Below are 26,901 nucleotides of genomic sequence, written 5' to 3' on the forward strand. Positions count from 1 at the left end.
GAGAAAATGAAGAGAAAAATCATTAGTGCTCTAATGGTTGGTGTTATGTGTGTATCCGTTTTCGCCTTTGCTGGCTGCAGCTCATCCGGAAGCGGAAGCAGTGGAGATACCATTAAAATCGGTGCTTTAGGTCCTTATACCGGCGATACCGCAATGTACGGTGTGGCAGCTAAAAACGGGATTGAGCTGGCCGCAGAACAGATCAATGAAAACGGCGGCATCGACGGCAAAAAGGTCGAAGTCGTTTCTTACGATACCAAGGGTGACTCTACTGAAGCAGTCAACGCATACAATCGTCTGCGTGATCAGGACGGTGTTGTCGCAATTGTCGGCTCTGTACTGACCGGCGAAAGCATGGCGATTAAGGATTTAGCAAAATCCGACAATATGCCAATCTTAACCCCGACTTCAACCGCAGCAGACGTTACCGAAGGCGCTCCAAACAGCTTCCGTGTATGCTATCTGGACGAATATCAGGGCAACGCCGGTGCAAACTTTGCAGTGAGCACTGAAAACGGTGGCTTAGGCGCTAAAACAGCCGCAATGCTGGTAAACTCAGGCAGTGCTTACTCTCAGGGTCTGGCGGACGCTTTCAAGGCTACCTTTGAAGCTAAGGGCGGCAAGGTTGTCGGCAGTGAATCCTACGCAGATAAAGACAAAGACTTCAGCGCTCAGCTGACCAAAATCAAAGAGCTGAACCCAGAAGTTGTCTATATTCCAGATTATTATAATGTAGCTGGTCCGATCATGCAGAAAGCTAAAGAAATGGGCATTACTTCCAAATTCGTCGGCGGCGACGGCTGGGACAGTGTCCAGGTAGACTACGCTGACGCCGCACAGGGCCAGTATTTTGCAAACCACTATGCTGCAGATTCTCCGAAGGAAGCTGTGCAGAACTTTATCAAATCCTACAAAGACAAATACAGTGAAGCAGCCAACTCTTTCGCAGCTTTAGGCTACGATGGCATGAACGTTATGGCTGAAGCAATCAAAAATGCCGGCAGCACAGACTCACAGGCGATTGTCGACGCACTGCAGAAGATTGATTTTGACGGTGTAACCGGTCATTTCACATTTGACGAAGAAGGTAATCCAAAGGGTAAAGACATTACAATCATTCAGGTTGATAATGGCGAATTGAAATTTGTGACCACTGTACAGGGTGACAACTAAATCATAATCACAAATGGATTAAAATAACAGATATAGAAGAGCCTCGGCTCTTCTATATCTGTTTATACAATATGGTGAATTAAAATATTTGAAAGGGAGGTAACTGTTTGTGGTCTTTTTGCAGCAGTTCATTAACGGACTGAATTCAGGCAGTATTTATGCATTGATTGCTATCGGTTATACGTTGGTATACGGTATCCTCAAACTCATCAACTTCGCTCACGGCGAGATCATGATGTTTGGCGCCTATTTTGCATTTATTGCCGCAACGACATTGAACTGGCCCTTCTGGGCGGTTATTGCATTTTCAATGATTTTAACCGCAGTGATGGGTGTAGTGATCGAATTCATCGCCTACCGGCCATTGAGAAACGCGCCGAGATTATCCGCGCTTATCACAGCCATTGGCGTGAGTATGTTTTTACAGAACCTGGCACTTATGATCTTTGGAGCTGATCCAAAGGTTATGCCGAAGATTTTCCCTCAGGTGGTATTCCATGTGGGAGGTCTGGAAATTAATTCTATTACATTAATTACTATTGGTCTTTCTGTGCTTTTTATGATCTTATTGGAATTATTTATACAGAAGACGAAACAGGGCCGTGCCATGCGCGCCGTTTCAGAAAATCAGAATGCCGCTATTTTAATGGGAATTAATGTGAATAGAACTATTTCACTGACATTTTTAATCGGCTCTGCTCTGGGTGCGTTAGGCGGGATTTTATACAGCACCGCCTACCTGAACATCGCGCCGACCATGGGGACAATGCCGGGTCTTAAAGCCTTTGTAGCCGCGGTACTCGGCGGTATCGGCAGTGTGCCGGGCGCGATGCTGGGCGGCTTTATCATTGGGATGATTGAAACCATGACCAAGGCTTATATCTCCTCAACCTGGGCAGACGCCATTGTGTTTTTAGTACTGATCGTTGTGCTTCTGTTTAAGCCGACAGGTATCCTCGGCAAGAATACGAGAGAGAAGGTGTAAGACATGACAAAGGAACTCAAAAAATCATATATTGTCAACGCAATCTCAATGATCGTAATCTTTGCAGTGATCTACTCATTGGTGACCTTTAAGATTGTTACAAATTATTTTGGCGGTATTGTCATTCTGACCTGTATCATGATCATTATGGCAACAAGCTTAAATATTGTAGCGGGCTTCCTTGGTGAAATGGCCCTTGGCCACGCGGGCTTTATGGCCATTGGGGCCTATACGGCGGCCAGCGTATCCATAGCCATCACTAACGGAAATGATTCGCTGCCTGCGCTTCTGGTGCTGATCATTGCATCTCTGGCCGGCGGGGTTGCCGCAGGGCTTGTCGGGATTGTGATCGGGACACCGAGCTTGCGTCTCCGCGGGGATTACCTCGGAATTGTTACCATCGGTTTTGCTGAAATCATCCGTATTTTCTTTGTAAACTTCCAGCCTACCGGCGGCGCGCAGGGCCTGAAGGGGATTCCGCGTATTGCGACTCTGGGCTATGTTTACTGGATCATGATCGTTGTTATTTTACTGATCTTTACACTGGGACGCTCCAAGTTCGGACGGGCCATCATGTCGATCCGCGAGGATGAGATCGCCTCTGAGGCAGCTGGGATTCCGACCACCAAATATAAGGTTATGGCCTTTACCATCTCCTCGTTCTTTGCAGGTGTCGGCGGCTCACTGTATGCCCATTATCAGGGCTATCTGGACCCGAATAAATTCCAGTTCATGTTTTCAATTGAAATATTTGTCATTGTCGTACTTGGCGGTCTGGGCAGTGTAACTGGCTCCATTCTTTCAGCTATTGTGCTGACCGTTCTGCCGGAGCTTCTAAGACAGTTCTCTGAATACCGCCTGCTGGTCTACTCTCTGGCGCTGGTAATTATGATGATTTTCAGACCGCAGGGTATGCTGGGACGTTACGAGTTCTCACTCACGCGTTTCTTTGAAAATCTGAAAAACCGTAAGAATACAACAAAGAATTCAGTGGACGGAGGTGACGCGTAATGCCAATTCTTGAAGCAAAGGATGTAACCATGCGTTTTGGCGGCCTGACCGCTGTCGATAAGTTCAATCTCACTCTGGGTTCCAATGAGCTGGTAGGCCTGATCGGTCCGAACGGCGCTGGTAAAACCACGATTTTTAACACGCTGACCGGTGTCTATGTCCCAACAGAAGGGAATGTAAGCATTGAAGGCAAGAGCATTGTGGGCAAATCGCCCCATGAGGTGGTTAAAATGGGTGCGGCGCGTACCTTCCAGAATATCCGTCTGTTTAAGGATTTAACCGCCATTGAAAATGTCGAAATCGCCTATCATAATTTTGTGAATTACAATCTGGCCCAGGGTCTCTTCCGCACCAGAAAGTTCTGGAAGGAAGAGCAGAAGGCCTACGAAGAATGTAAAAAGCTTCTCGAAATTTTTGATATGGGTGAATACGAGCAGACCAAGGCAAAAAATCTGCCCTACGGCCAGCAGCGTAAGCTTGAGATCGCAAGGGCTCTCGCGTCAGACCCCAAGGTTCTGATGCTGGATGAACCGGCTGCAGGGATGAACCCCAACGAGACCGAAGAGCTGATGGAGACGATCCATTTTATCCGGAACAAGTTTAATATCACTGTTTTATTGATCGAGCATGATATGAAGCTGGTTATGGGGATCTGCGAACGGATTGTGGTTGTTGACTACGGCCGTACCATTGCAGAGGGAACACCGGATGAAATTAAGAACAATCCTGATGTAATCCGGGCATATCTCGGAGATTAGGAGGGGTTTGATGTTAAAAGTAAAAGATCTTAATGTATATTATGGAAAAATCCATGCCATCAAGGGCATTACCTTTGAGGTGAATGACGGTGAAATTGTTACCCTGATCGGCGCCAACGGCGCGGGTAAAACCACGACCCTCCAGACCGTTTCAGGACTTTTGAGGGCCGAAAAGGGGATTATCTCCTTTCAGGGAGAAGACATCAGCAAGGTAAAACCTTACCAGATCCCGGATCTCGGCATTGCCCATGTGCCAGAAGGACGGCAGGTGTTTGCTGAAATGACCGTGTACGAGAATCTTGTAATGGGGGCCTTTATCAGAAAAGATAAGCGGGAAATTGCGCAGGATATGGAAATGGTCTTTAACTATTTTCCGCGCCTGAAGGAGCGGTCCAAGCAGATCGCTGGCACCCTGAGCGGCGGCGAGCAGCAGATGCTGGCCATAGGACGTGCGCTGATGACCAGGCCGAAGCTTCTGCTTCTGGATGAGCCATCCATGGGCCTTGCGCCGATTCTGGTCGATGAGATTTTCAGTATGATTCAGACCATCAACGGTGCCGGAACCACCATTCTGCTGGTCGAACAGAACGCCAACAAAGCCCTGCGGATCGCAAACCGCGGCTACGTGCTGGAAACCGGCAAAATCAAGCTGCACGGCACGTCAGAGGAACTGCTTACCAATGATGAGGTGCGTACAGCTTATCTGGGAGGCTGATACAGCCTGAATAAAATAGTAATTCACCATAGAACCCCGGGATTTCCTGATCCCGGGTTTTTATATGACAGGCAAAACCGGTAACTTGGACCTGATTTTTTGCAATTCGGCCCTAAATTTTTGAAGTTTACCTTAAAAATGAGCTGCAAAGCCGAAAATTTTTAAAACAAAGTGTTTCTACGCTTGATATGGCATAATTCCTATGTTATACTTAGGAAATTGAGAATGTTTATAATTAGAGCTATGTGGAGGATAATATGAGCGCAAAAGAATTAAGTAATGAAAAAAATATAGTATCAGTTGAGATTACAGTATCAGCTGAAGACTTTCAAAAAGCAATTAAACAGTCTTACAACAAAAATAAAAAACATTTTACAATTCAGGGCTTCAGAAAGGGCAAAGCGCCCAGAAAACTCATTGAAGCGCATTATGGTAAAGGTGTGTTCTATGAAGACGCCATTGATTTCGCGTTCCCGGGCGCTTACAAAGATGCTTTGGAAGAATTGAAAATTGAGCCTGTAACCCGTCCGGAATTACAGGAAGTAAAAGAAGCCAGCGAAGACGGTGCGGTATTTATTGTAAATATTGGCCTGAAACCAGCTGCGACTCTCGGCGAATACAAGGGTGCAGAAATTGAGTCTCTTGAAGCGGTTATTACCGATGAAGACATCGACGCGGAAATCACCCGTATGGCGGGTATGAACGCGCGTATTATCACTGACGAAAACGCTGAAGCCAAAAAAGGCGATACAGTGATCATTGATTTCGTGGGAAGCATTGATGGTGTGCCTTTTGACGGCGGCGCAGGCAGAGACTATACACTGGAGCTTGGCAGCAACGTCTTTGTCCCGGGCTTTGAGGACCAGCTTGTAGGTGCAAAAGCCGGCGAAGAAATTGATGTAAAGGTCACTTTCCCGGAAGATTACCATCAGGAAGATGTTGCCGGTAAGGATGCTGTATTCAAGACAACCATTAAAGAAGTACAGGTTAAGGAACTGCCGGAAATCGACGACGAATTTGCGAAAGACGTCAGTGAATTTGATACCCTTGACGAGCTGAAAGTCAGCGTTGCTGAAAAATTAAAAGAACAGAAAACAACTGAACTGCGCAGAAGCGCGGAAAACAAGGTCATTGACTTTGCGGTTCAGAATGCAGAAATCGAAATTCCTTATCTGATGGTAGAAGAAGAGCTGGATCGTACCCTGGATACCTATGACCGCCAGTTAAGCAGCCAAGGCCTGAGCCTGAATGACTATTTGGGCTACATGGGTTCAAATGTCGAACAGTTCAGAGAAGGAATGAAAGCAGATGTTGAGCGCAATATTAAAGCAGATTTTGTTTTAACCGAAATTGCCGAAACTGAAAAGCTGGAACCAACAGAAGAAGAACTGGAAGAAGAAATCAAAAGATATGCCGCATCCATGCAGCAGGATTTTGAAGAATTTAAAAAGACAGTGAACGAAACGATGGAAAGCTATATGAAGACTGATATCAAACGCAGAAAAGCCATCGATTTCTTAGTCGACGCCGCTCAGGTTAAATAATAGGGGTATAACAATGAATATGAATCTTGTCCCTATGGTTATTGAACAGACGGGACGGGGGGAACGTTCTTTTGACATTTATTCACGTTTGCTGAAAGAGCGGATTATTTTCCTTGACGGGGAAATAAATGATACAACATCCAGTCTGATCGTAGCACAGTTAATCTTTTTAGAAGCGGATAATCCAGACAAAGATATTGAAATGTATATTAACAGTCCGGGTGGGTCAATTACCTCCGGGTTTGCCATTTACGATACCATGAATTTTATCAAATGTGATGTCTCCACCATGTGTGTCGGCATGGCGGCATCCATGGGTGCCTTTTTGCTGACAGCCGGTGCCAAGGGTAAGCGCAAGGCGCTTCCGAACAGTGAGATTATGATTCACCAGCCTCTGGGCGGTGCCCAGGGCCAGAGTGTCGATGTGGAAATATATGCCAAACGTTTGATTAAAACGCGTGAAAAGCTCAATGAAATCCTCAGTGAAAAAACAGGACAGCCCATTGACGTTATCGCAAGGGATACGGACCGCGACAATTTTATGTCTGCTGAGGAAGCGTTAGAATATGGCCTGATTGATCAAATCGTCAGTTCCAGATAAGAGGAATTAATATGTCAAACGAAAAAGATGGAATCAAACAGGTTTGCTGTTCTTTCTGCGGAAAGAGCCAGTCTCAGGTAAAGCGGATGGTTGCAGGACCAGGCGTCTACATTTGTGATGAATGTGTGGCCCTGTGTGAAGAAATCATTGCCAACGACTATGTGCCAAAGGAAATTGATTTTGAAAATGTGCCAACGCCCCGTGAGATTAAAGCAAAACTTGACGAATATGTTATCTCCCAGCACCGCGCAAAACGAGCGCTGGCAGTAGCGGTATATAATCACTACAAGCGTATTAACGCAATGCTGGATACCGATGATGACGTTGAATTACAGAAAAGCAATATTATTTTAATCGGACCTACAGGCTCTGGTAAGACCCTTCTGGCCCAGACGCTGGCGCGGGTACTGGACGTACCCTTTGCCATTGCGGACGCCACCTCTTTGACAGAAGCCGGTTATGTAGGCGAAGATGTTGAAAATATCCTGCTGAAGCTGCTTCAGGCAGCGGATATGGACGTTGAGCGCGCCCAGAAGGGGATTATTTATATCGATGAAATTGATAAGATCTCCAGAAAAAGCGACAATCCGTCTATTACCCGCGACGTCAGCGGTGAGGGCGTACAGCAGGCCCTGCTGAAAATTCTCGAAGGAACCGTTGCCAATGTTCCGCCGCAGGGCGGCAGAAAGCACCCGCATCAGGAATTTATTCAGCTCGATACCTCCAATATTCTCTTCATCTGCGGCGGTGCCTTTGACGGCATGGATGGCGTAATTGAGCGGAGAATGGAAAAGGGCTCTATGGGCTTCAGCGCAACAATCAAAACTTCTGACGAAAAGGCCAAGGAAGAGCTTCTCGATAACATCGAGCCTCAGGATCTGCTGAAATACGGTCTTATTCCTGAGTTTATCGGTCGTATTCCGGTCATTGCAACCCTTCAGAATTTAGATGAAGAAGCATTGATTAATATTCTGACCGAGCCCAAAAACGCCCTGGTTAAACAGTATAAAAAAATGTTCGAAATCGAGGGTGTAGCGCTGGAATTTGAAAAAGACGCGTTAAAGGCCATTGCCGAGAAGGCGTTACAGAATGGTACTGGCGCGAGAGGACTCCGCGGTATTATTGAAAATATCATGACAGACATTATGTTTGATATTCCTTCAGAGGAAGGCGTATCAAAGGTTATTATCACTAAAGATGTTGTCGAACAGCTGGAAGCGCCCGTTGTGGAAACACAGCCGAAAGCCAGCGAAGAAAAGACAACCAGTGTATCTTAGAATACCTGTAAAAAAGCAATCTTATGGGATTGCTTTTTTTATAACTGAAAGACATCCCCTTTTATTTCTTAGAAAGGAGCAATAAAATGAACATTGAGAATGATGAAATGACTTTAAATAATCATATCCAGAACCCTGTAGGCATGTCCGAAGAGATCAAGGATGAGCAGAAGGGCCTGCCCATGATTCCCATGCGCGGTATGAGCGTGTTTCCGGGAATGGTGGTTCATTTCGACATCGGCAGGGATAAATCCATTCAGGCTCTTGAAACGGCCATGACAAGGGATCAGATTGTATTTCTGACCGAACAGAAGGATATAAAAATCGAAGACCCGGAACCGGAAGACATCTACAGTGTTGGCTGTGTAGCTAAGGTTAAGCAGATGCTAAAAATGCCAGATAACCTGGCCAGAATTCTCGTAGAGGTTCAGGAGCGGGCGAAAATTATCGAGTACCTTCAATACGAGCCTTTTTTTGAAGTGCTCTATGAGCCAGTCCAGAGTATTTATTACGATACCAAGGAAAATCAGGCGCTTATCCGCATGATCCGTTCGGCCTTTGCGACCTATATGACCATGACCCGTAAAATGGCGACAGACCTGCTGGCCTCATTGGACCTTGTGGACAATCCGGATAATCTTATTGACCTGATCTGCGCCAACCTGGTGCTGGAAAGCAAGGATGCTCAGCGAATTCTTCAGGAGACTGATGTGGAAAAACGCCTGATGATTACCTATGAGGTGCTGGTCAGCGAGCTGGAAATGCTGCGCATTGAACAGAATATTGACGCTAAGGTGAAATCAGAGCTGGATAAAAACCAGCGTGAATATGTTCTCAGAGAACAGATCAAGGTTATTCAGGAAGAGCTTGGCGAGGGCGACGTCATCGACGAGATTGAGGATTACCGTGAGCGCCTGGAAGCCCTTGAAGTCAGTGATGAGGTCCGGGAGAAAGTTACCAATGAGATTAACCGCCTGAATAAAATCCCGGCAGGGTCTTCAGAGGCCGGCGTGATTGAAAGCTATATCGAGTGGGTTCTCGACCTGCCCTGGAACATTATGACAGAGGAAACCCTCAACGTTGTGGAAGCGAGAAAGATCCTTGATCATGATCATTACGCATTGGAAAAGGTCAAGGAACGTATTTTGGAATACATTTCTGTACTCCAGCTGTCAAAATCTCTGAAATCACCGATTTTATGCCTTGTGGGACCGCCGGGGGTTGGTAAAACCTCCATTGCCAAGTCCATTGCGCGGGCATTGAACCGCCCTTATGTGCGGATGTCCTTAGGCGGGATGCGCGACGAGGCAGAGATTCGGGGACACCGAAGAACTTATGTGGGCGCGATTCCAGGCCGCATTATCTACCATCTGAAACAGGCAGAAGCCATGAATCCACTGTTCCTGCTGGATGAAATTGACAAGCTCAGCCAGGATTTTCGGGGGGACCCGGCGTCCGCCCTCCTGGAGGTGTTGGACCCGGAACAGAATAGTACCTTTACAGATAATTATCTGGAGCTTCCCTTTGATCTGTCCCATGTTATGTTCCTGACCACAGCCAACTCTCTTTCCACTATTCCGAGACCGCTGCTTGACCGCATGGAGATCATCGAGGTCAACGGTTATGTGGAAACAGAAAAACTGGAAATTGCCAAACGCTATCTGATTCCAAAGCAGCTGGAAATCCATGGATTAAGGGCCAGCAGCTGTAAGATCAGCCAGAAGGCACTGCAGAATATTATCAGCTACTATACCCGCGAGTCCGGTGTCCGTGAGCTGGAACGCCAGATTGCCCGTGTGTGCCGTGTGGCAGCCAAGGAAATTGTGGAAAACGGCAAGCAGAGCGTTTCCGTTACCCAGAAGAATCTGGATAAATTCCTGGGCATGGAACGTTACTCCTTTGACACTATGAACAATGTCAAAGAGGTAGGCCTGGTCAACGGACTCGCCTGGACCTCTGTGGGCGGCGAAACCCTTCAGATTGAAGTGGTTGTTGTCAAGGGAACTGGCAAGATCGTCATTACCGGCCAGCTTGGCGATGTTATGCAGGAATCCGCAAAGGCAGCCATCAGCTATATCCGTTCCAAGATATCTGAGCTGGGTATTGCCGAGGATTTCTATGAAAAGAACGATATCCATCTGCATGTGCCTGAGGGCGCAGTGCCGAAAGACGGCCCGTCAGCGGGTATTACGATGACCACGGCACTCATATCCGCTCTTACAGGTAGGCCAGTGCCTCAGAATCTGGCTATGACAGGTGAAATCACGCTAAGAGGCCGCGTGCTGCCTATCGGTGGACTGCGCGAAAAGCTGACCGCGGCTCACCGTGCAGGCATTAAGGAGATTATCCTGCCAAAGGAAAACCAGAAGGATCTCGAGGAAGTACCGGATATGGTACTGGAAGCCCTCAATATCCATCCAGTCAGCAAAATGGAAGAAGTTACAAAAATTGTATTTGAGGAGCTCAAATGAAAGTAACCCAAGCCGAGATCGTCATCAGCGCGGTCCAGCAATCCCAATATCCTGAGGATAAACTGCCGGAAATCGTCCTGCTGGGGCGCTCTAATGTCGGTAAATCCTCTTTTATCAACACACTGATCCAGAGAAAGGGGCTGGCCCGTACCAGCTCCCAGCCTGGAAAAACACAGACCATGAACTTTTACAAGATCAATGATGCTTTCTATTTTGTGGACATGCCAGGCTATGGCTATGCCAAAGTTTCTAAAAAGGAACGTGAAAAATGGGGCGTTATGATTGAGGAATATCTTCAGAAGCGTGAGAACATGGTGCTGGTTTTTCTGCTGGTAGACAGCCGACACGAACCCACTGAGGATGACCGGCTTATGTACGACTGGCTGACCTATTACGGCCTCGATCCGGTGATCATTGCGACAAAGGCCGATAAGATTTCAAAGGTACGGCAGAAAAAGGCGGTCGATAACATTTTCAATACGCTGCGGCCAAGAAAGCGGAGTGACGTTATTCTGTTTTCAGCAGCCACTAAGATGGGAAAAGACGAAGCCTGGGAAGTAATTGAAGAACGGCTGTAAATTTTCAAATAAAGCAGGCTTGCAGATAATAAGCCTGCTTTTTATTTTAGCAGCCAGAGGAAAAAAATGCTCAAGGAAAAAAACATCAGAGAAGCCGCCAGAGCGGCTGGAATAAAGATGATTGGCTTTGCAGAGCCACACCCTTTGACAGAGTGGCTGGAGCCACTGGAAAAACGCAGGAAGCAGGGCAGAGTCACGAGCTTTGAGCGCACGCCGCCGGCCAGGCGTATTGACTACGCTCAGGCTTTTCCAGAAGTAAAGGGGATCATCGTTATCGGTGTGCCTTACTCTGCGGAGCTGCCAGAGCCAGAGGATGACGCCGACCGAGGAAAAATCGCGTCGGTAGCCTGGGGACAGGACTATCATGAGGTGGTTACAGAAAAAATGGACAGCCTTATGGCGCTGTTGAAAGAAGCGGAGCCGTCCCTCGCATGCCGGACCTATGTGGACAACAGCCGCCTTCTGGACAGGGCCACAGCCTGGCGGGCTGGTTTGGGCTTTTTCGGCAAAAACAATACCCTCATCCATCCAGAATATGGCAGTTTCTTTTTTATCGGCCAGATACTGATAAATCGTTCCATTAATTTCGACCCTGTCAAGCCGCTTAAAAGCCGCTGTGGCGCCTGCCAACGCTGTCTTATGGCCTGCCCAAACCAGGCCCTGGGAGAGGGATATACGCTGGAGCCGGAAAAATGTGTTTCCTATCTGACCCAGAAGAAGAAGCTGACAGCAGAGGAAGAAAGGCTCCTGGGCGACGTTTACCTATACGGCTGTGACGACTGCCAGCGGGCCTGTCCCTGGAATAAAAGGAGCTTAGAGTGCAGGGTGGACTGGCCGGGTGTAGAACCGGAAAGCGTTTATCCAGGGCTGGATGAAACCGAAGCGATCAGCGAACCGGATTTTGAAAAAAAGTTTGGAAAAACAGCTGCCGCCTGGCGCGGGAAAGACGTCCTTTCCCGAAACGCAAGAATTATTAAAAATAACCTAAAAAATCATGCTAAAGACAAGAATTAATGCTATAATAGTTAGCGTGTAATAATTATAGAACCATGATTATCGATATCAGTTAGAAGGAGAATTGAATGATTAGAGATCGTTTTGCTCCAAGCCCCACTGGCAACGTGCATGTGGGCAGCTTGCGAACCGCCTTATACAATTATTTGTTTGCCAAAAAGAATAACGGACAGTTTTTGCTGCGTCTTGAAGATACGGACCGCACCCGCTACGAAGAAGGCGCGGTGGAGAATCTGCTTAATGCCCTGATGGTAACCGGGGTGGTACCGGATGAAGGCCTTTTTGAGGAAGATGGTAAAATTGTCCAGAGAGGCGACTGCGGCCCTTATATCCAGTCTGAGCGTCTGGATATTTATAAAAAGTACATCGATCAGCTTCTGGAAAACGGGCAGGCCTATTACTGCTTCTGTACAAAGGAGCGTCTGGACGAGGTGCGTGAGAAGCAGAAGGCAGCTGGTGAAACACCGCGCTATGACGGACATTGCCGCAATCTGCCAAAAGAGGAAGTGGAGGCACGTGTCGCAGCGGGCGAACCCTATGTTATCCGCCTGAAGCTGCCGGAAGACCACGTCGTCGCCTTTGACGATGCAGTCCGCGGCAGGATTGAGATCAACACCAACGATCTGGATGATCAGGTGCTAATTAAAACCGACGGTTTTCCGACCTACCATTTTGCCGTTGTCATCGACGACCACCTTATGGGTATTACCCATGTTATCCGAGGCGAGGAATGGCTGCCCTCCACACCCAAGCATGTGTATCTGTATGAATGCTTTGGCTGGGAACAGCCTCAGTACGTTCACTTATCTAATATCCTGAATGACGACCATAAAAAACTCAGCAAACGCCAGGGCGATGTGTCCGTCGGTGATTTTCTGAAAAAGGGTTATCTTCCGGAAGCTCTGATCAACTTTCTGGCTCTTTTAGGCTGGAGTCCTGAAAACGAGCAGGAAATCTTTTCAATGGACGAGCTGATTGAAGTCTTTGACCTGTCCAGAATCAATAAATCCGGCGCAGTGTTTGACCGGGCAAAGCTGGATTGGATGAATGCTCACTACATCAAGGAGCTGCCCATCGAGGAGCTGACAGCGCGTATGATCCCATATCTGCTGAATGCGGGCTATATCACAGAGTCGGATGTGGAAAAACGCATGCCGTGGCTTGAAAAGGTTGGTGAGCTTATGCGTGAGCGTCTCAACTACTTTGCGCAGGTTCCAGAAGAAACCAAAATGCTTTTCGACCGTAATTTTGAGATTACAGATTCGGAAAGCCTCGACATTCTAAAGGAAGAAACGGTTCCGGTGCTCTTTAATGCATTAGTCGAAAAGATTACCGAGAGCGACGTGGTGGATACCGAACGCGCCAAGGCGATTCTAAAGGAAATACAGAAGGAACACAAAGCAGAAAAAATTAAAGGAAAAATGCTTTACATGCCTACCCGCATCATGTTGACCGGTGAGATGCACGGACCGGATCTAACACTGATTATGGATGTACTTGGCAAGGAAGAGCTGTTACTGCGTCTTGACAGAATGCGCAGCATGATCCATTAGAAGTGTCTAATGGTTAAGTAGAGGAGGAAAGTGTGTGAAAGAAAAGGTTAATACAAAAAAGACCATCACACTGGTTATTTTTATTGCGATTCTTGCGTTTTGTGGCTACACTCTGTTTCATGGCCTCAGCGTGGGAATTTATGATATTGGAAAAATCGGGGACCATGTGCACTATGGGCTGGACCTGACCGGTGGGGTAAATGTTGTACTTCAGGCTGAAGCGACAGACGACAGCGGTATTACGTCTGAAAAAATGGACAGTACCGTAGCTGCCATAAAAAAACGTGTGGACTCTATGGGCGTCAGCGAAGCCCAGGTTTCGAAACAGGGTGAAGACCGTATACGTGTGTCCATCCCGTCGGTACAGGACCAGCAGCAGGCTCTGGATATGATCGGTAAAACCGCCCAGCTGGAATTTGTGGGCCCGGACGGCGAGGTCATTCTGACCGGTAAGGACGTTGTGGATTCCAAAGCAGTCCAGCAGAAATCGAGCAGCGGCTTGGAAGAAGCTGTTGTTACCCTGAAATTTAACGACGAAGGCACTCAGCTTTTTGCCGACGCGACACAAAAATACCTGAACCAGCAGATATCTATCAAGCTTGATGAGGAAGTTATCAGCAGTCCAAAGGTTAACGTGGCGATTACCAATGGCGAGGCCGTTATCGAGGGGATGGCAGATATGGAAGAGGCCGGAAATCTGGCTGAGCTCATCCGCGGCGGCGCGCTGCCAGTTAAGCTGAGCCCAATCGAAGTAACAACCATCGGGCCGACCCTTGGCCAGGATTCCCTGAATCAGAGTCTGATCGCCGGCGCCATTGGTATTGCGGCTGTTCTGCTGTTTATGCTTGTTATGTACAGAGGGCTTGGCTTTATTGCAGACCTGGCTCTGATTATCTATATTATGCTTGATTTGATTTTGATGGTTTTTGCCAATGTTACACTGACCCTGCCGGGGATTGCCGGTATTATTCTTTCCGTGGGGATGGCTGTCGATGCCAATGTCATTATTTTTGAACGTATTAAAGACGAGTCACGCTCAGGAAAATCCATCAATGCCGCCATTGACGCTGGCTTTAAACGGGCCATGGGCACGATTATCGACTCCAACGTCACGACACTGATTGCGGGATTTGTACTGTTCTTTATGGGCAGCGGCAGCGTTCAGGGCTTTGCCGTAACGCTGATTCTCGGTATTATTGTGAGCTTACTGACAGCCGTTATTATTACCAAGCATCTGACCAAGCTGGTCATTGGTACACATCTGTTCGGTAGCGGCAAGTTCTACGGGATCTAGGAGGGAGCAGAAGGATGAAGACATTAAAACTAGTTGAAAAAAGTAAAATCTGGTTCAGCATCGCAATCGTTCTGGTTCTTATCAGCGTAGGTTCCCTGCTTGTAAGAGGTTTGAATTTTGGGATCGATTTTGTAGGCGGTACCATTGTCACCATTGATCTGCATACACAGTTCAATACCGATGACGCACGTCAGATTACAGACCAGTATGACAAGAGTGCCGAAATAACATACGCAGGTGACGAACAGGACCGTATTGTTATCAGTACCAAGGAAAGCCTTGACACTGATCAGCGCAAGGAGCTGTTTAATCAGTTTAAAGATAAATACAGCCTTCAGGATAGTGACCTGATCTCAGTTGATACGGTCACAGCCACAGTTGGCTCTGAGACAGCGCGCAATGCAGTCATCGCATCGGCTGTAGCGGTTCTGCTTATGCTGATCTATATTACCTTCCGGTTCGAGTTCTATTTCGGACTCTCAGCCATCATTGCGCTGCTTTACGATATTACCATTGTTATCGGGGTTTACGCTCTGTTCCAGATTCAGGTTAACGCGCCCTTTATTGCGGCCATTCTGACCATTTTGGGGTACTCCATCAATGATACCATCGTTGTGTTTGACCGTATCCGTGAAAATGAAACGCGTATTGGCATGCGCGACATTAACGAGCTGGTTAACGTGAGTGTCTCACAGACCCTGAAGCGAAGCATCAACACTGTTGTGACAACACTTCTGGCTATTCTGGCCCTGTATATCTTTGGTGTTGAGGCCATCAGAAGTTTTGCCCTGCCGTTGATTGTCGGGATCGTCAGCGGCTGCTACTCATCAATATTTGTAGCCAGTCCATTGTGGGTACAGTTTCAGAAACGATTCCCCAACTCCAAAAGCAATAAAAAGAATAAGAAAAGAGCGGTTTCAAATACCAACAAGGGTAGAAATAAACAGCCGCAGGTATAAGCGTAAGAAACCAGAAGCCGGCTGCACGGTTGAGCAGCCGGTTTCTTTATATAGAGGAAACATATGGTAAACACAATTTGGAAAGAACGAAAAAGTAAAACAGAAGCCAGTCCTGAGGCAGTCGGGGAGCTGATGGAGGAATGTGGCCTAACGCCTCTGTCAGCCAGACTGCTGGTTAAGCGGGGATATGACACTGCGGATAAGGCCATGGCCTATCTGGACCCGGACTTCTCGGATTTTTATGATCCCTTTGGACTGCCAGACATGCAGAAGGCTGTGCACCGGCTGCTTGCGGCCAGAGAGCATGGGGAAAAAGTCTGCATTTACGGTGATTATGATGCGGACGGTACCACGGCTGTCGCTATTCTGATGCGCTATTTTAAAGCCATTGGAATCGAAGCCTTTTACCGGATACCGAACCGTCTGAAGGAGGGATATGGCATGAATATCCCTGCGCTTGAGGCAGTCATAGAGGCAGGCGCCAGCCTGATCGTAAGTGTGGACAATGGCATTGCCGCCCATGAGCAGGTGGAGTTCTGTAATGAACAGGGGATTGATGTGATTGTCACGGACCACCACGAGTGTCAGGGAGAAGTCCCCAGGGCACTGGCGGTTGTGGACGCGAAGCGGGAGGACTCAGATTATCCCTTTTCAGAGCTCTGCGGCGCAGGTATTGCGCTGAAGATGGTGATGGCTTTGGACTGCGTATTGGAACTGGACACGGACTTGCAGGAATATATCGAGTGTGCCGCTATTGCCACTGTGGCCGATATTGTTCCTTTGAAAAGTGAGAACCGTATCATCGCCTCTCTAGGCATTGATTATCTGAACACCAGTCCAGCCAATTTGGGGATTCAGGCCCTGATAGAGGTCAGTGAGCTTAAGCGGGTAAATGCCGGAAATATTGGATTTGTCATAGCGCCGAAGATCAATGCAGCAGGCCGTCTGGGTGAGGCTGGTAAGGTGGTCGAGCTCTATCTGACAGAGGAGGAAGCCCAGGCTTCAGAAATCGCGGCATACCTGAGCATGGAAAACCGAAAACGACAGGACATTGAGCAGGAAATTCTAGAGCTGGCCAAAGCGCAGGTAGAACAGCAGCGTCTTGACGAGCAGGGCATTATGGTAGTGGCTGGGGACGGCTGGCATCCCGGTGTTATCGGTATTGTAGCCAGCAAGCTTCAGGAAATCTGGTACCACCCTGTTGTTGTTATCGGTATTGATGAAAAGGGAATGGGCAAGGGCTCCTGCCGGAGTGTGGAGGGCTTTAATATTTTTGAGGCACTCCAGAGCTGCTCAGAGTTTTTTACAACTTTTGGGGGACATGAGCAGGCGGCAGGACTGAGTATTCTGGAAGAAGACATTTCCGCATTTGCTGAAAAGGTCAATGTCTATGCGGCAGAGAAAGGAATCGACCGTCTTTTGACCAAGACAATGTATTATGACAGTGTTATGGGAATAGGCGATGTGAGTGAGGCCCTGGTCGAGGAGCTGGATCAGTTTGAACCCTACGGCGTGGGAAATCCTGGACCGGTATTTTTAATGGAGGGGTTGAAGCCGCAGGATGCCAGGAAAATGGGAAGTGATAAAACACATCTCATGTTTTCGGTACCGCCCTACCGCTGCGTGGGCTTTGGAATGGGCTCAGCTCTCGACGATGGAATGGATGGTCAATTTTCTATCCTATGTAAACCAGAAATTAATTGCTTTCGAGACAAAAAAAGCGTACAATTATTATTAAAAGATATTAAACGGTCGCCTTTTTACCACAATCAGTCTGCTTACGATCTGGTTGAGCAGATTAAAAAAGCGCCGGCGGCAGAACTGCCGGAGCTTGGATTGACAGCCCTTGACCGTGAAGCCATGAACCTCACACGGGAGGATATGAAGCTGATCTATACCCTGATGCGCCAGGTGCAATTAAAAGGAGCAGCAGTTGATCAGATCGTTCGGAAATTTGAGACACTCAATGTCTTTAAGCTGTTGGCAGGCCTGAATATTCTTCAGGAGTCAGAGCTTATCCGCTTCCGCCTTAAAAAGGGTGTGGTTTTTTGTGAAATTCTTGCGTCAAATGGAAAAAAAGATATTCAAAAGGCGCCGTTAATGGTAAAATTAAGAACATATCTTGATCATGAATGATTAATAAGAAAAGAGAAGGATACGAAATGGATATTAAAAGCAAAATCGATATTTTTGAGGGTTTTCCAAAGGAAGGAATCAGTTTTAAGGATATTAACAGCCTGATCCGCGATCCGGAGGCATTTAGATTTGTTATTGACGAATTTTATAAAATTGCCAAGGCGCTGGACGTTAATCTGGTTTGTATTCCAGAGGCAAGAGGCTACATTTTCGGCACGCCGCTGGCCTATCTCCTGAACGTGGGACTGGTTCCGGTGCGCAAGCCCGGAAAGCTGCCAGGCGAGGTGGTGGCAGAGGAATATGACCTTGAATACGGCACCAACACCGTTGAAATTCAGAAAAACGCCATCAAGCCAGGGGACCGTGTGGTTATTATTGACGACCTGCTGGCAACAGGCGGAACCATGAAGGCAGCGATCGACCTGGTAGAAAAGCTCGGCGGCGAAGTCTGCGGCGCATTGTTTTTAATAGAACTGACTGAGCTGAAGGGTCGGGAAAATCTCAAAGATTATTTTGTATCCAGCTTAGTACAGTATCCGGTATAAAACGCTGAGAATGACCGGGGCTTTTTAGCTTCGGTCATTCTTTATCCAGTGTAGGCACTTATAGAAATAAAGGTGGGCAGAACTATGGCGAACGAAGCAATAGAACATAAAATTGATAGCTTAATCGAACTTGTGAAAAAGAACAATCCGGATGCAGAGACTGAAATGATTTTAAAGGCGTACCACTTGGCGGACGGGGCCCATAAGGACCAGAAGCGTCTGTCAGGCGAGGCCTATATCATCCATCCTGTTTCGGTTGCGTATATTTTAGCAGAGTATAAGATGGATACGGAAACCATAGTTGCTGCCATTTTGCACGATGTGATCGAGGACACCTCGTATACTTACGATGATATTAAGGAGATGTTCAACGAGCAGGTAGCTGACTTGGTTGAGGGCGTTACAAAAATCGGTAAGATTGAGTATCAGTCAAAGGAAGAAAGCCAGGCTGAGAACCTCCGCAAAATGGTTCTCGCAATGTCCAAGGACATACGCGTTATTCTGATCAAGCTTGTGGACCGTCTGCACAACATGCGGACTCTGGAGTATATGAAAGAGTCCAAGCAGATTGAAAAATCCAGAGAAACGCTGGATATATATGCACCCATTGCCAACCGTCTGGGGATACAGACCATCAAGGCAGAGCTTGAAGACCTTGCCCTGAAATATCTGGACCCTGACGGCTACTACGACCTTGTAAAAAAGGTCAAGATGAAAAAGCAGTCGCGCGAGGAATATATCAATAAGGTCATTAAGATTTTGGAGAAAAAAATTGATGAAGTAGGCATCGAAGCAAAAATTTATGGCCGCTCTAAGCATTTTTACTCCATCTACAGGAAAATGAAGGCTCAGAACCGTAACTTTGACGAGATCTATGACCTTATCGCCGTGCGTGTAATTGTGGATAGCGTAAAGGACTGCTACGGTGTTTTGGGGATTGTCCATACTCAGTGGAAGCCTATTCCCGGACGCTTTAAGGACTATATTGCAATGCCGAAACCCAATATGTACCAGTCGATTCATACAACGGTTATCGGGCCAAACGGCGATCCTTTCGAGATCCAGATCCGGACCAAGGAAATGCATGAAACAGCAGAGTATGGGATTGCTGCGCACTGGAAATACAAAGAAGGTATCACCGACAGCAGCAACAAGGAGCTTCGGTATGAAAATAAGATGTCTTGGCTCCGCCAGATTCTTGAGTGGCAGAAGGAGCTGGATAACGCCAACGACCTGGTGGAAACCATCAAGGTAGACCTGCTCAATGAGGAGGTCTATGTATTTACGCCGCAGGGCAAGGTGGTTGAGCTGCCAATGGGCTCCTGTCCGCTGGATTTCGCCTATCGCATCCACAGCGACGTGGGGAATTCCTGCGTCGGCGCCAAGGTTAACGGTAAAATTGTCCCCCTTAATTATACACTGAACAATGGGGACATTGTGGAGATTATGACCTCCAAAAATTCAAACGGTCCAAGCCGTGACTGGCTCAACTTTACCAAGAGTGCCCATGCCCGCAATAAAATACGGCAGTATTTTAAAAAAGAAGAAAAAGAAGAAAATATTGCCAAGGGTAAGACCATGCTGGAGCGTGAAATCAAGCGCGAAGGCCTTCAGGACACAAAGCTTCTGAACACAAGTGAGCTGGAAGTGGTCAGCGATAAAATGGGTTATAAGACCCTCAGCGATTTTTATGCTGCCATTGGCTACAGCGGTGTGAAAATAGGCACCGTTTTGCAGAAAATGCGGATGCTTTTCCCCAGGGAGTTCCCAGAGCCCGAGGAAGAAGTGGTTATTAAAAAGACTGCTAAGCTCAAGAAATCTAACAGCAGCGTTATCGTGGCAGGACACAACGAAATCGACGTGCGTTTTTCCAAATGCTGTAACCCTGTGCCGGGAGACAAAATTGTGGGGTATATAACAGTTGGCAGAGGGATCTCAGTGCACCGGACCGATTGCCCTAACGTGCTGGGAATGACAGATCCCAGCCGTATTGTCGATGTTGAGTGGAACAAGTTTGGCATTGGCGGCAGCTTTACGGCTGAAATTCAGATTAAGGCCCGCGAAAAACAGGGTCTGCTTATTGAAATCTCTAAGATTTTCCTTGAGATGAATATCCCGCTGACAGCCTTAACCGCCAGAAATGAGAAGGGCGAGTTCGACTATTTCTCCGCGACCTTTGAGGTAAAGACAAGGAGAGAACTTAATCTCCTCATTAAAAATCTAAATAAAATACCGGAAATTATCAGTATTCACCGTGTATAGGAGCGAATATGAGAGCAGTTATTCAACGTGTAAAAGCATCTGAAGTCAAGGTGGGTGACCAGGTGATCGGCTCCATTGGCCGTGGCTTTAACCTCTTGTTGGGTATAAAGGAAGACGACACAGAAAAGGATATGGACTATATTATCCAGAAGACCGTAAACCTGCGCGTATTTGAGGATGATGAGGGAAAGATGAACCTCTCGCTTATGGACGTGGGGGGCGAGCTGCTGGTTGTCTCGCAGTTTACCCTTTATGGCGACTGCCGCAAAGGGCGCAGGCCGAGCTTTTCCAAAAGCGGTCCTGTGGACGCGGCAAAGGCCAAGTATGAGCTCTTTCTGGAAAAGCTGAGGAAGGAACCAGTCGCCAAAATAGAGACTGGAGAGTTTCAGGCAGAAATGGAGGTATCCATTGTCAACGACGGTCCGGTAACCCTTTTGCTGGACAGCGAAAAACAGTTTTAGGAGAATTAATTATGATGAAAATAGTAAAATTAGTGGTAGGTCCAATGGCCTCCAACTGCTATATCGCCTGGGATGAGGACACAAAGGACGCGGTTATTATCGATCCGGGCTTTGAGGATGACCGCATTATGGAAACCGTGGAAAAACATGGTTTAACGGTTGATAAAATTCTGTTGACTCACGGTCATTTTGACCATATAGGCGGCCTGGAAAAAACCAAAGCTCAGACTGGAGCAAAGGTCTATATTTATGCGGATGATGCAGATGCGTTGACGTCGGCAGGTAAAAATTTGTCTACTATGGTAGGGCAGCCTATGAATCCCGGGCCGGCAGATGTATTGCTTCATGACGGGGATGAAGTGGAAATCGGCCCGAATATTAAGCTGACCACTATTCATACACCGGGGCACACTGTAGGGAGCTGTTGCTTTGTGGGCGAGGATGTGATCTTTTCAGGAGATACTCTGTTTGAAGGCTCTATTGGAAGAACCGATTTTCCAGGCGGAAGCTATGAAGATATGATGAAGTCATTAACCCGCCTCATGACCTACGATGACGATATGACCGTACTGCCAGGTCATGGAGAAAATACAGATATCGCCTACGAGAGAGCGCGGAATCCTTTTATCGCCAGAGGTTAACCCTTGGAGAAACTAAGTTTTACACTGGCAGACCGCCTTTATGAATATCCCTGCTTTGAGCTGTACCAGCAGTTCAGGCCCGAGATTCCTGTTGTTTTTAACGAGGTGCTCGAGAACCGTATCGACGTAGATTTTAGCGGAGAGGCACTGGTGCTCACAGCGGTGGAAAAAGGCGAAGTGGTTCTGCAAAAAGAATATGACTATCAAAAGAAACCCCTGGATAAACAATCCTTCAAAGGGTTTCTTTATCTATTTCTGTGTGAATTATTCGGGCATACTCTGGACTGGGGAACAATGACTGGCATCAAGCCGGTCAAAATGGCCCATAACTTGTTAAAAGAAGGGTTGTCACCCATACAGGTAAAACAGAACCTGATGGAAAAATACCAGGCCTCAGAAGGTAAAATTGAGCTGATAACTGGCATCGCTCAGAGAGAGATGGGGATTATTTATCCTCTGAGCCGTAAGAAGGTGAGCGTATATGTAGGAATTCCTCTGTGCATTGCCAAATGTGCCTACTGCTCCTTTATCTCAACCGTTGCGGATAAAAAACGGACTATTGTGGCAGAGTACCTGGAAAATCTGCTGTATGAGGTGCGTCTGACCGGGCATTATCTTAAAGAAAAAGGCATTGTGGCCGATACCCTGTATATCGGCGGCGGAACGCCCTCTATTTTGGATGAGACACAGCTGGAAACATTGTTGACAGCTCTTGATGAGGCGTTAGATCTGCGCTGTCTCAGAGAATACACCTTTGAAGCCGGACGGCCCGAAACCACAAACCGCCGGAAACTGGAAATACTCAAAGCACACGGTGTAGATCGAGTCTGTCTTAATCCTCAGACCATGAATGCAGATACACTGACGGCGGTAAACCGAAATTATCCGCCTCAGGCTATTTTAGAGGCATATGACACTATCCGCCATGTGGGTTTTGAGAGTGTAAATATGGATTTGATTTTAGGCCTGAACCGCGAAAGTGAAGAGACCTTTATGAGCTCATTGGATCAGGTCATCGCTTTGCGACCTGAAAATATCACAATACATTGTCTGGCTGTCAAAAAAGGCTCCGCCATAAAAACAGCCACTGGCCGACAGGTAGAAAATCCTTATTCAAAGGTTTTCTGTGCCGATATTCAAAAGGAACTGGGACGCAAAGGGTATCGGCCTTATTATCTGTACCGTCAGAAATACACACAGGGAAATGGTGAAAATATTGGCTACTGTCTGGAGGGAAAAGAAGGCATTTACAATATCCTCATGATGGCCGAAAAGCAGTCCATTATCGGTATTGGAGCGGGTTCTTCCGGTAAGCTTTACGTACCGGAGACCGATCGTTTTGACCGTATTTTTACTGTAAAAGACGTTAAGACCTACAACGAGCGCACAGAAAATATCATGGGAAAAAAGATGGCGCAGTATGAAGCTTTTTTCAATGATAGGGTATAAAACAAATAAAAATGGAAGTGATAAATATGATTTTTATTGAAATGACAGAAAAACACTTGAAGGAAGCCTCAAAGCTTTTTTCCCAGGCCTTTAATACACCACCCTGGAAGGACTGCTGGACGCCTGAGCGCGCGGAAAAACGCCTGGAGCTTATGCTTTCCAACAACAGTGCCAGTGCCATGGTAGCTCTCGATGACCATGAGTACATCGTCGGAATGATTTTGGGTGACTATGAGTACGAGGATACTAAAATGGCCTTCCAAATTAAGGAGTTCTGTGTAGATGTCAAGCATAAGGGAAAGGGCATTGGTACCCGCCTTCTGGATGAAATGACCGAGCATGTAAAAAAGAACGGTGTGGAGGAAATTATTCTAATGACCCTGAGAGCACCAGAAACCCACGAGTTTTATAAAAGCCTTGGCTATTCTGATGTAGATGAGTGGCTGATGACGCATAAAGAGCTGTAAATATTATACGATCTGCCCCAGGTAAAAGCGGCAGGTCTTTTTTATTCTCTTGACACAGGCGAGTATAAGTGGTACTATTTGACTAATAAAATAAAAATAGTCAAATAGAAAAAGAGGGTTAAAAATGCCAAGGCCTTATTCAGATCAGGAGCGGGCTTATATCCGCAAAAGGCTTCATGAGGAAGCTGTTTTATGCATTAAGCAGTATGGAATGCGCAAGACATCAGTCGATGAGCTAGTGCAACGGGTCAACATTCCCAAAGGTACCTTTTATTTGTTTTATCCTTCTAAGGAAATGCTTTTCTTTGAGGTTATAATGGACTTTCACGATACTGTACAGGCAGAGGTTCTAAAAGCAGCTGGAGCATTGAAGGGCGATATGACTCCAGACGCATTGACAGATCTGCTTTTTCGGTTTTGTAAAATGGCGGACGACAGTGTCCTTGTGCCAATGATTGTGAGTGGCGATCTGGAACTGCTCATGCGCAGGCTGCCCGACGAAGTGGTAGCAGCGCACCAGGCCCAGGATGATTTCAGCGTCCAACAGCTGGCAGCTATGCTGCCAGAAGCGGAGGGAAAAAATCTCGAGCTGTTTAGTGCCGCTTTAAGAGCAGTATTTTTACTGCTGCTGCATAAAAGAGAGATTGGCGCCCCAATGTTTGACGATGTGCTGAAAATGCTGCTGCGCGGTGTGTCAATTCAGCTTTTTGAGGAGAAAAAATGATTAAAGCAGAAAATCTAAGCTTTAGCTATACGCAGGTCCCCTTTATCAGGTCAATCAGCTTTGAGGTGGATAGAGGCGAGATTTTTGGTTTTTTAGGGCCGTCCGGCGCAGGGAAAAGCACACTGCAGAAAATCCTGACTGGTATTCTGCCCGGCTATAGCGGCAGCGCCGTGGTCAGCGGGAAAGAGGTTCGGAATCACGGCAACAGCTTTTATGAGCAGATCGGGGTGGATTTTGAGTTTCCAAGTTTTTATGAAAAAATGACCGCACGTGAGAACCTTGCCTTTTTTGGCTCTCTTTATAGAGGTCCGCTGCTGCCGATTGAGAAGCTTTTAGAAAGTGTTGGGCTGGAAAAGGACGGGGATAAAAAAGTATCGGCTTTTTCAAAAGGGATGAAGTCACGCCTGAATTTCGTCAAAGCTATCCGTCATAATCCAGATATTCTGTTTTTAGATGAACCTACAAGCGGCCTCGACCCGGTGAGCAGCAACCGTATGAAGAATCTGATCAGAGAGCAGCGTAGTCAGGGAAAAGCGATTATACTGACGACCCACAATATGGAGGATGCCACAGAGCTTTGCGACCGAGTCGCATTTATCGTCGATGGCGAGATGAAAGCAGTGGATACGCCGCACCGTCTGATTATGTCAAAAGGCGCTGCGAGAGTTACCTATTCTTATATGGACGGTGGGGAGAAAAGTGTATCCTGCCCTCTCGAGGCACTGTCCGAGGATATTTTGCTTGCCTGGCTGATCAGCAACAACCGCCTGCTGTCTATACACAGCAGTGAGCCGACTCTCAACGATATTTTTATTGAAATGACAGGGAGGGCGCTGCAATGAGAATCGCAGGTCTTTTAAAAGGTGACATCTGCCAGCAATGGAAATACGGCTTTTATGGATTATACCTGATTCTGACTGTGATCTATGCGGGCGTGTTGTCTATAATGCCTCCGGATTGGAAGGTGCCTGGCACTGCATTAATTATTTTTTCTGACCCTGCGGCGCTGGGGCTGTTCTTTATGGGTGCGGTCATTCTTCTGGAAAGGAGCCAGCGTGTGCTGGAATCCCTGGCTGTTTCACCGGTTCGCTCAGAGGAGTATATTGTTTCAAAGGCATTATCGCTGTCACTGATCGGCACCTTGGCCGCGGCTGTGCTGGGTGTGGTAGGCGGCAGCCCGAGCCTGCCTCTTCTATGTATCGGCACATTTACAGGCGCGATGCTTTTCAGTATGGTGGGCCTGACGGCAGGCGCCAGAATTTCTACGCTTAATCAGTTTATACTGGTAACGGTTCCTGTTGAGCTGCTGATTTTTGGCCCTGCGATTTTATGGGTAGCTGGTTACCAGCCCTGGCTGCTCGGTCTGCACCCTGGTGTGGCGGTTTATCAGCTCATAAGCGGCAGTGTTCACTGGACGGCTCTCAGCCTGCTTTTGTGGCTGGCAATGGCATTTTTTGCGGCGCGAACCGCTTATATAAAGATGACCAGACATCTTGGAGGTGTGACGTTATGAGAGCACTGAACCGTTCGTTTTGTTACTTTATTCGCCAGATCGCAGCGGACAAGATGCTGGTTATGGTTTGCGCAGCCCCGCTGCTCTGCGGAGCTTTTTTCCAGTTTGGGATTCCGGCGATGGAGCCATTGTTTATAAAATGGTTTGGCTTTGGTCTTGGGCCCTATTATTTATTGCTGGATCTGTTCCTTTCCGGGATCACTCCTTACATGCTTTGCTTTGTATCGGCTATGGTTATTCTGACCGAAGCTGACAGTCATATGAGTGTCTATCTCTGCGTTACACCAATCGGTAAAAAAGGATATCTGGCGTCACGGCTGTTTTTTCCCGCTGTGCTTTCCGGGCTGGTATCTTTTTGCGTTCTAACGGCTTTCAGGCTCTCGGTTGATTCAGCCCTTATAACGGCCGGTCTGTCCCTGCAGTCTGCAGTTTTGGGAATGCTGACAGCCATGCTCATTATCAGTCTCGCCTCCAACAAAGTGGAGGGTATGGCAATCAGCAAGCTTTCGGGTCTGATACTGTTTGGTATGGTAATCCCTTTTGTGCTCAAAGGAAGCGGGAAATATGTTTTTGGCTTATTGCCATCTTTCTGGATTGCTCAGTGGGCCATAACGCCAGGCTTTGGTGCTATTCTTCTGTTTTCAGGGACATCTGTCCTCTGGTTTTTTGTGTTGTGGCGCCGTTTTTCATTAAAGCTGACCTAGAACAGGAGCCCAAAAACTTGAAATTTTCCCTGTTTGGTGGTATCCTAAGAGCAATACTTGGCATCA

At 47.2% G+C, this 26,901-nt stretch carries 25 protein-coding genes; all 25 read left to right on the plus strand.

Going from position 1 to position 26,901, the window contains the following annotated elements; genetic code table 11:
• The first annotated feature begins 6 nt into the window (after window positions 1-6).
• The 25 genes from CPZ25_RS18890 to CPZ25_RS19010 all read left to right on the plus strand — a co-directional run bounded on the left by CPZ25_RS18890 (window position 7) and on the right by CPZ25_RS19010 (window position 26,835).
• Window positions 7-1,173, plus strand: a complete 1,167-nt coding sequence (locus CPZ25_RS18890) for an ABC transporter substrate-binding protein (RefSeq protein ID WP_058695388.1) — start codon at window positions 7-9, stop codon at window positions 1,171-1,173.
• A 109-nt stretch (window positions 1,174-1,282) separates the two neighbouring features.
• Window positions 1,283-2,158 (plus strand): branched-chain amino acid ABC transporter permease, encoded by an 876-nt coding sequence (locus tag CPZ25_RS18895; protein ID WP_038352836.1) that lies wholly within the window; start codon window positions 1,283-1,285, stop codon window positions 2,156-2,158.
• A 3-nt stretch (window positions 2,159-2,161) separates the two neighbouring features.
• Window positions 2,162-3,169, plus strand: coding sequence for a branched-chain amino acid ABC transporter permease (locus CPZ25_RS18900; protein ID WP_058695387.1), 1,008 nt, complete (start codon window positions 2,162-2,164; stop codon window positions 3,167-3,169).
• Complete coding sequence (locus CPZ25_RS18905) at window positions 3,169-3,927, plus strand: ABC transporter ATP-binding protein (RefSeq protein WP_058695386.1); 759 nt, start codon at window positions 3,169-3,171, stop codon at window positions 3,925-3,927. Before CPZ25_RS18900 ends, CPZ25_RS18905 begins: the two co-directional genes overlap by 1 nt.
• Before the next feature lie 10 nt (window positions 3,928-3,937).
• Window positions 3,938-4,642: an ABC transporter ATP-binding protein gene (locus CPZ25_RS18910; RefSeq protein ID WP_096918920.1), complete on the plus strand. Its 705-nt coding sequence runs from the start codon at window positions 3,938-3,940 to the stop codon at window positions 4,640-4,642.
• Between the two features lie 257 nt (window positions 4,643-4,899).
• A complete protein-coding gene (gene tig / locus CPZ25_RS18915) occupies window positions 4,900-6,186 on the plus strand; it encodes a trigger factor (RefSeq protein WP_096918919.1) in 1,287 nt (428 codons plus the stop codon).
• Between the two features lie 19 nt (window positions 6,187-6,205).
• On the plus strand, window positions 6,206-6,787 hold the full coding sequence (gene clpP, locus CPZ25_RS18920; RefSeq protein ID WP_058696418.1) for an ATP-dependent Clp endopeptidase proteolytic subunit ClpP: 582 nt from the start codon (window positions 6,206-6,208) through the stop codon (window positions 6,785-6,787).
• An 11-nt stretch (window positions 6,788-6,798) separates the two neighbouring features.
• The gene (clpX, locus tag CPZ25_RS18925; RefSeq protein ID WP_058695384.1) at window positions 6,799-8,064 is read left to right on the plus strand and encodes an ATP-dependent Clp protease ATP-binding subunit ClpX; all 1,266 of its coding nucleotides are present in this window, start codon (window positions 6,799-6,801) and stop codon (window positions 8,062-8,064) included.
• 86 nt (window positions 8,065-8,150) lie between these two features.
• A complete protein-coding gene (gene lon, locus CPZ25_RS18930) occupies window positions 8,151-10,535 on the plus strand; it encodes an endopeptidase La (protein WP_207670833.1) in 2,385 nt (794 codons plus the stop codon).
• Window positions 10,532-11,113 carry a ribosome biogenesis GTP-binding protein YihA/YsxC gene (yihA, locus tag CPZ25_RS18935; RefSeq protein WP_074616682.1) on the plus strand — a complete coding sequence of 194 codons (582 nt, stop codon included), beginning with the start codon at window positions 10,532-10,534 and terminating at the stop codon, window positions 11,111-11,113. The genes lon and yihA overlap by 4 nt, the downstream gene beginning before the upstream one ends.
• A gap of 66 nt (window positions 11,114-11,179) precedes the next feature.
• Window positions 11,180-12,127 (plus strand): tRNA epoxyqueuosine(34) reductase QueG, encoded by a 948-nt coding sequence (gene queG, locus CPZ25_RS18940; protein ID WP_074616683.1) that lies wholly within the window; start codon window positions 11,180-11,182, stop codon window positions 12,125-12,127.
• A 68-nt stretch (window positions 12,128-12,195) separates the two neighbouring features.
• Entirely contained in the window at window positions 12,196-13,680 is a 1,485-nt protein-coding gene (gene gltX, locus CPZ25_RS18945) for a glutamate--tRNA ligase (RefSeq protein WP_096918918.1), read from the plus strand.
• A gap of 34 nt (window positions 13,681-13,714) precedes the next feature.
• A complete protein-coding gene (secD, locus tag CPZ25_RS18950; protein WP_058695380.1) occupies window positions 13,715-14,974 on the plus strand; it encodes a protein translocase subunit SecD in 1,260 nt (419 codons plus the stop codon).
• A gap of 14 nt (window positions 14,975-14,988) precedes the next feature.
• The gene (gene secF, locus CPZ25_RS18955; RefSeq protein WP_058695379.1) at window positions 14,989-15,933 is read left to right on the plus strand and encodes a protein translocase subunit SecF; all 945 of its coding nucleotides are present in this window, start codon (window positions 14,989-14,991) and stop codon (window positions 15,931-15,933) included.
• Window positions 15,934-15,996: 63 nt separating this feature from the next.
• Window positions 15,997-18,069 (plus strand): single-stranded-DNA-specific exonuclease RecJ, encoded by a 2,073-nt coding sequence (gene recJ / locus CPZ25_RS18960; protein WP_096918917.1) that lies wholly within the window; start codon window positions 15,997-15,999, stop codon window positions 18,067-18,069.
• 26 nt (window positions 18,070-18,095) lie between these two features.
• Window positions 18,096-18,614, plus strand: coding sequence for an adenine phosphoribosyltransferase (locus CPZ25_RS18965; RefSeq protein WP_058695377.1), 519 nt, complete (start codon window positions 18,096-18,098; stop codon window positions 18,612-18,614).
• Between the two features lie 84 nt (window positions 18,615-18,698).
• Window positions 18,699-20,876 carry a RelA/SpoT family protein gene (locus tag CPZ25_RS18970; protein WP_096918916.1) on the plus strand — a complete coding sequence of 726 codons (2,178 nt, stop codon included), beginning with the start codon at window positions 18,699-18,701 and terminating at the stop codon, window positions 20,874-20,876.
• 8 nt (window positions 20,877-20,884) lie between these two features.
• Window positions 20,885-21,337 (plus strand): D-aminoacyl-tRNA deacylase, encoded by a 453-nt coding sequence (dtd, locus tag CPZ25_RS18975; RefSeq protein WP_074616688.1) that lies wholly within the window; start codon window positions 20,885-20,887, stop codon window positions 21,335-21,337.
• An 11-nt stretch (window positions 21,338-21,348) separates the two neighbouring features.
• A complete protein-coding gene (locus tag CPZ25_RS18980; RefSeq protein WP_083337039.1) occupies window positions 21,349-21,978 on the plus strand; it encodes an MBL fold metallo-hydrolase in 630 nt (209 codons plus the stop codon).
• A gap of 3 nt (window positions 21,979-21,981) precedes the next feature.
• A complete protein-coding gene (gene hemZ, locus CPZ25_RS18985; protein ID WP_096918915.1) occupies window positions 21,982-23,427 on the plus strand; it encodes a coproporphyrinogen dehydrogenase HemZ in 1,446 nt (481 codons plus the stop codon).
• 26 nt (window positions 23,428-23,453) lie between these two features.
• Window positions 23,454-23,894 carry a GNAT family N-acetyltransferase gene (locus CPZ25_RS18990; RefSeq protein ID WP_167495271.1) on the plus strand — a complete coding sequence of 147 codons (441 nt, stop codon included), beginning with the start codon at window positions 23,454-23,456 and terminating at the stop codon, window positions 23,892-23,894.
• Window positions 23,895-24,018: 124 nt separating this feature from the next.
• Window positions 24,019-24,618, plus strand: a complete 600-nt coding sequence (locus tag CPZ25_RS18995) for a TetR/AcrR family transcriptional regulator (RefSeq protein WP_074616690.1) — start codon at window positions 24,019-24,021, stop codon at window positions 24,616-24,618.
• On the plus strand, window positions 24,615-25,460 hold the full coding sequence (locus CPZ25_RS19000; protein ID WP_096918913.1) for an ABC transporter ATP-binding protein: 846 nt from the start codon (window positions 24,615-24,617) through the stop codon (window positions 25,458-25,460). The genes CPZ25_RS18995 and CPZ25_RS19000 overlap by 4 nt, the downstream gene beginning before the upstream one ends.
• On the plus strand, window positions 25,457-26,131 hold the full coding sequence (locus CPZ25_RS19005; protein WP_096918912.1) for an ABC transporter permease family protein: 675 nt from the start codon (window positions 25,457-25,459) through the stop codon (window positions 26,129-26,131). The genes CPZ25_RS19000 and CPZ25_RS19005 overlap by 4 nt, the downstream gene beginning before the upstream one ends.
• Complete coding sequence (locus CPZ25_RS19010; RefSeq protein WP_096918911.1) at window positions 26,128-26,835, plus strand: hypothetical protein; 708 nt, start codon at window positions 26,128-26,130, stop codon at window positions 26,833-26,835. Before CPZ25_RS19005 ends, CPZ25_RS19010 begins: the two co-directional genes overlap by 4 nt.
• Window positions 26,836-26,901: the final 66 nt, after the last annotated feature.

The organism is Eubacterium maltosivorans (assembly GCF_002441855.2).
Classification (GTDB): Bacteria; Bacillota; Clostridia; order Eubacteriales; family Eubacteriaceae; genus Eubacterium; species Eubacterium maltosivorans.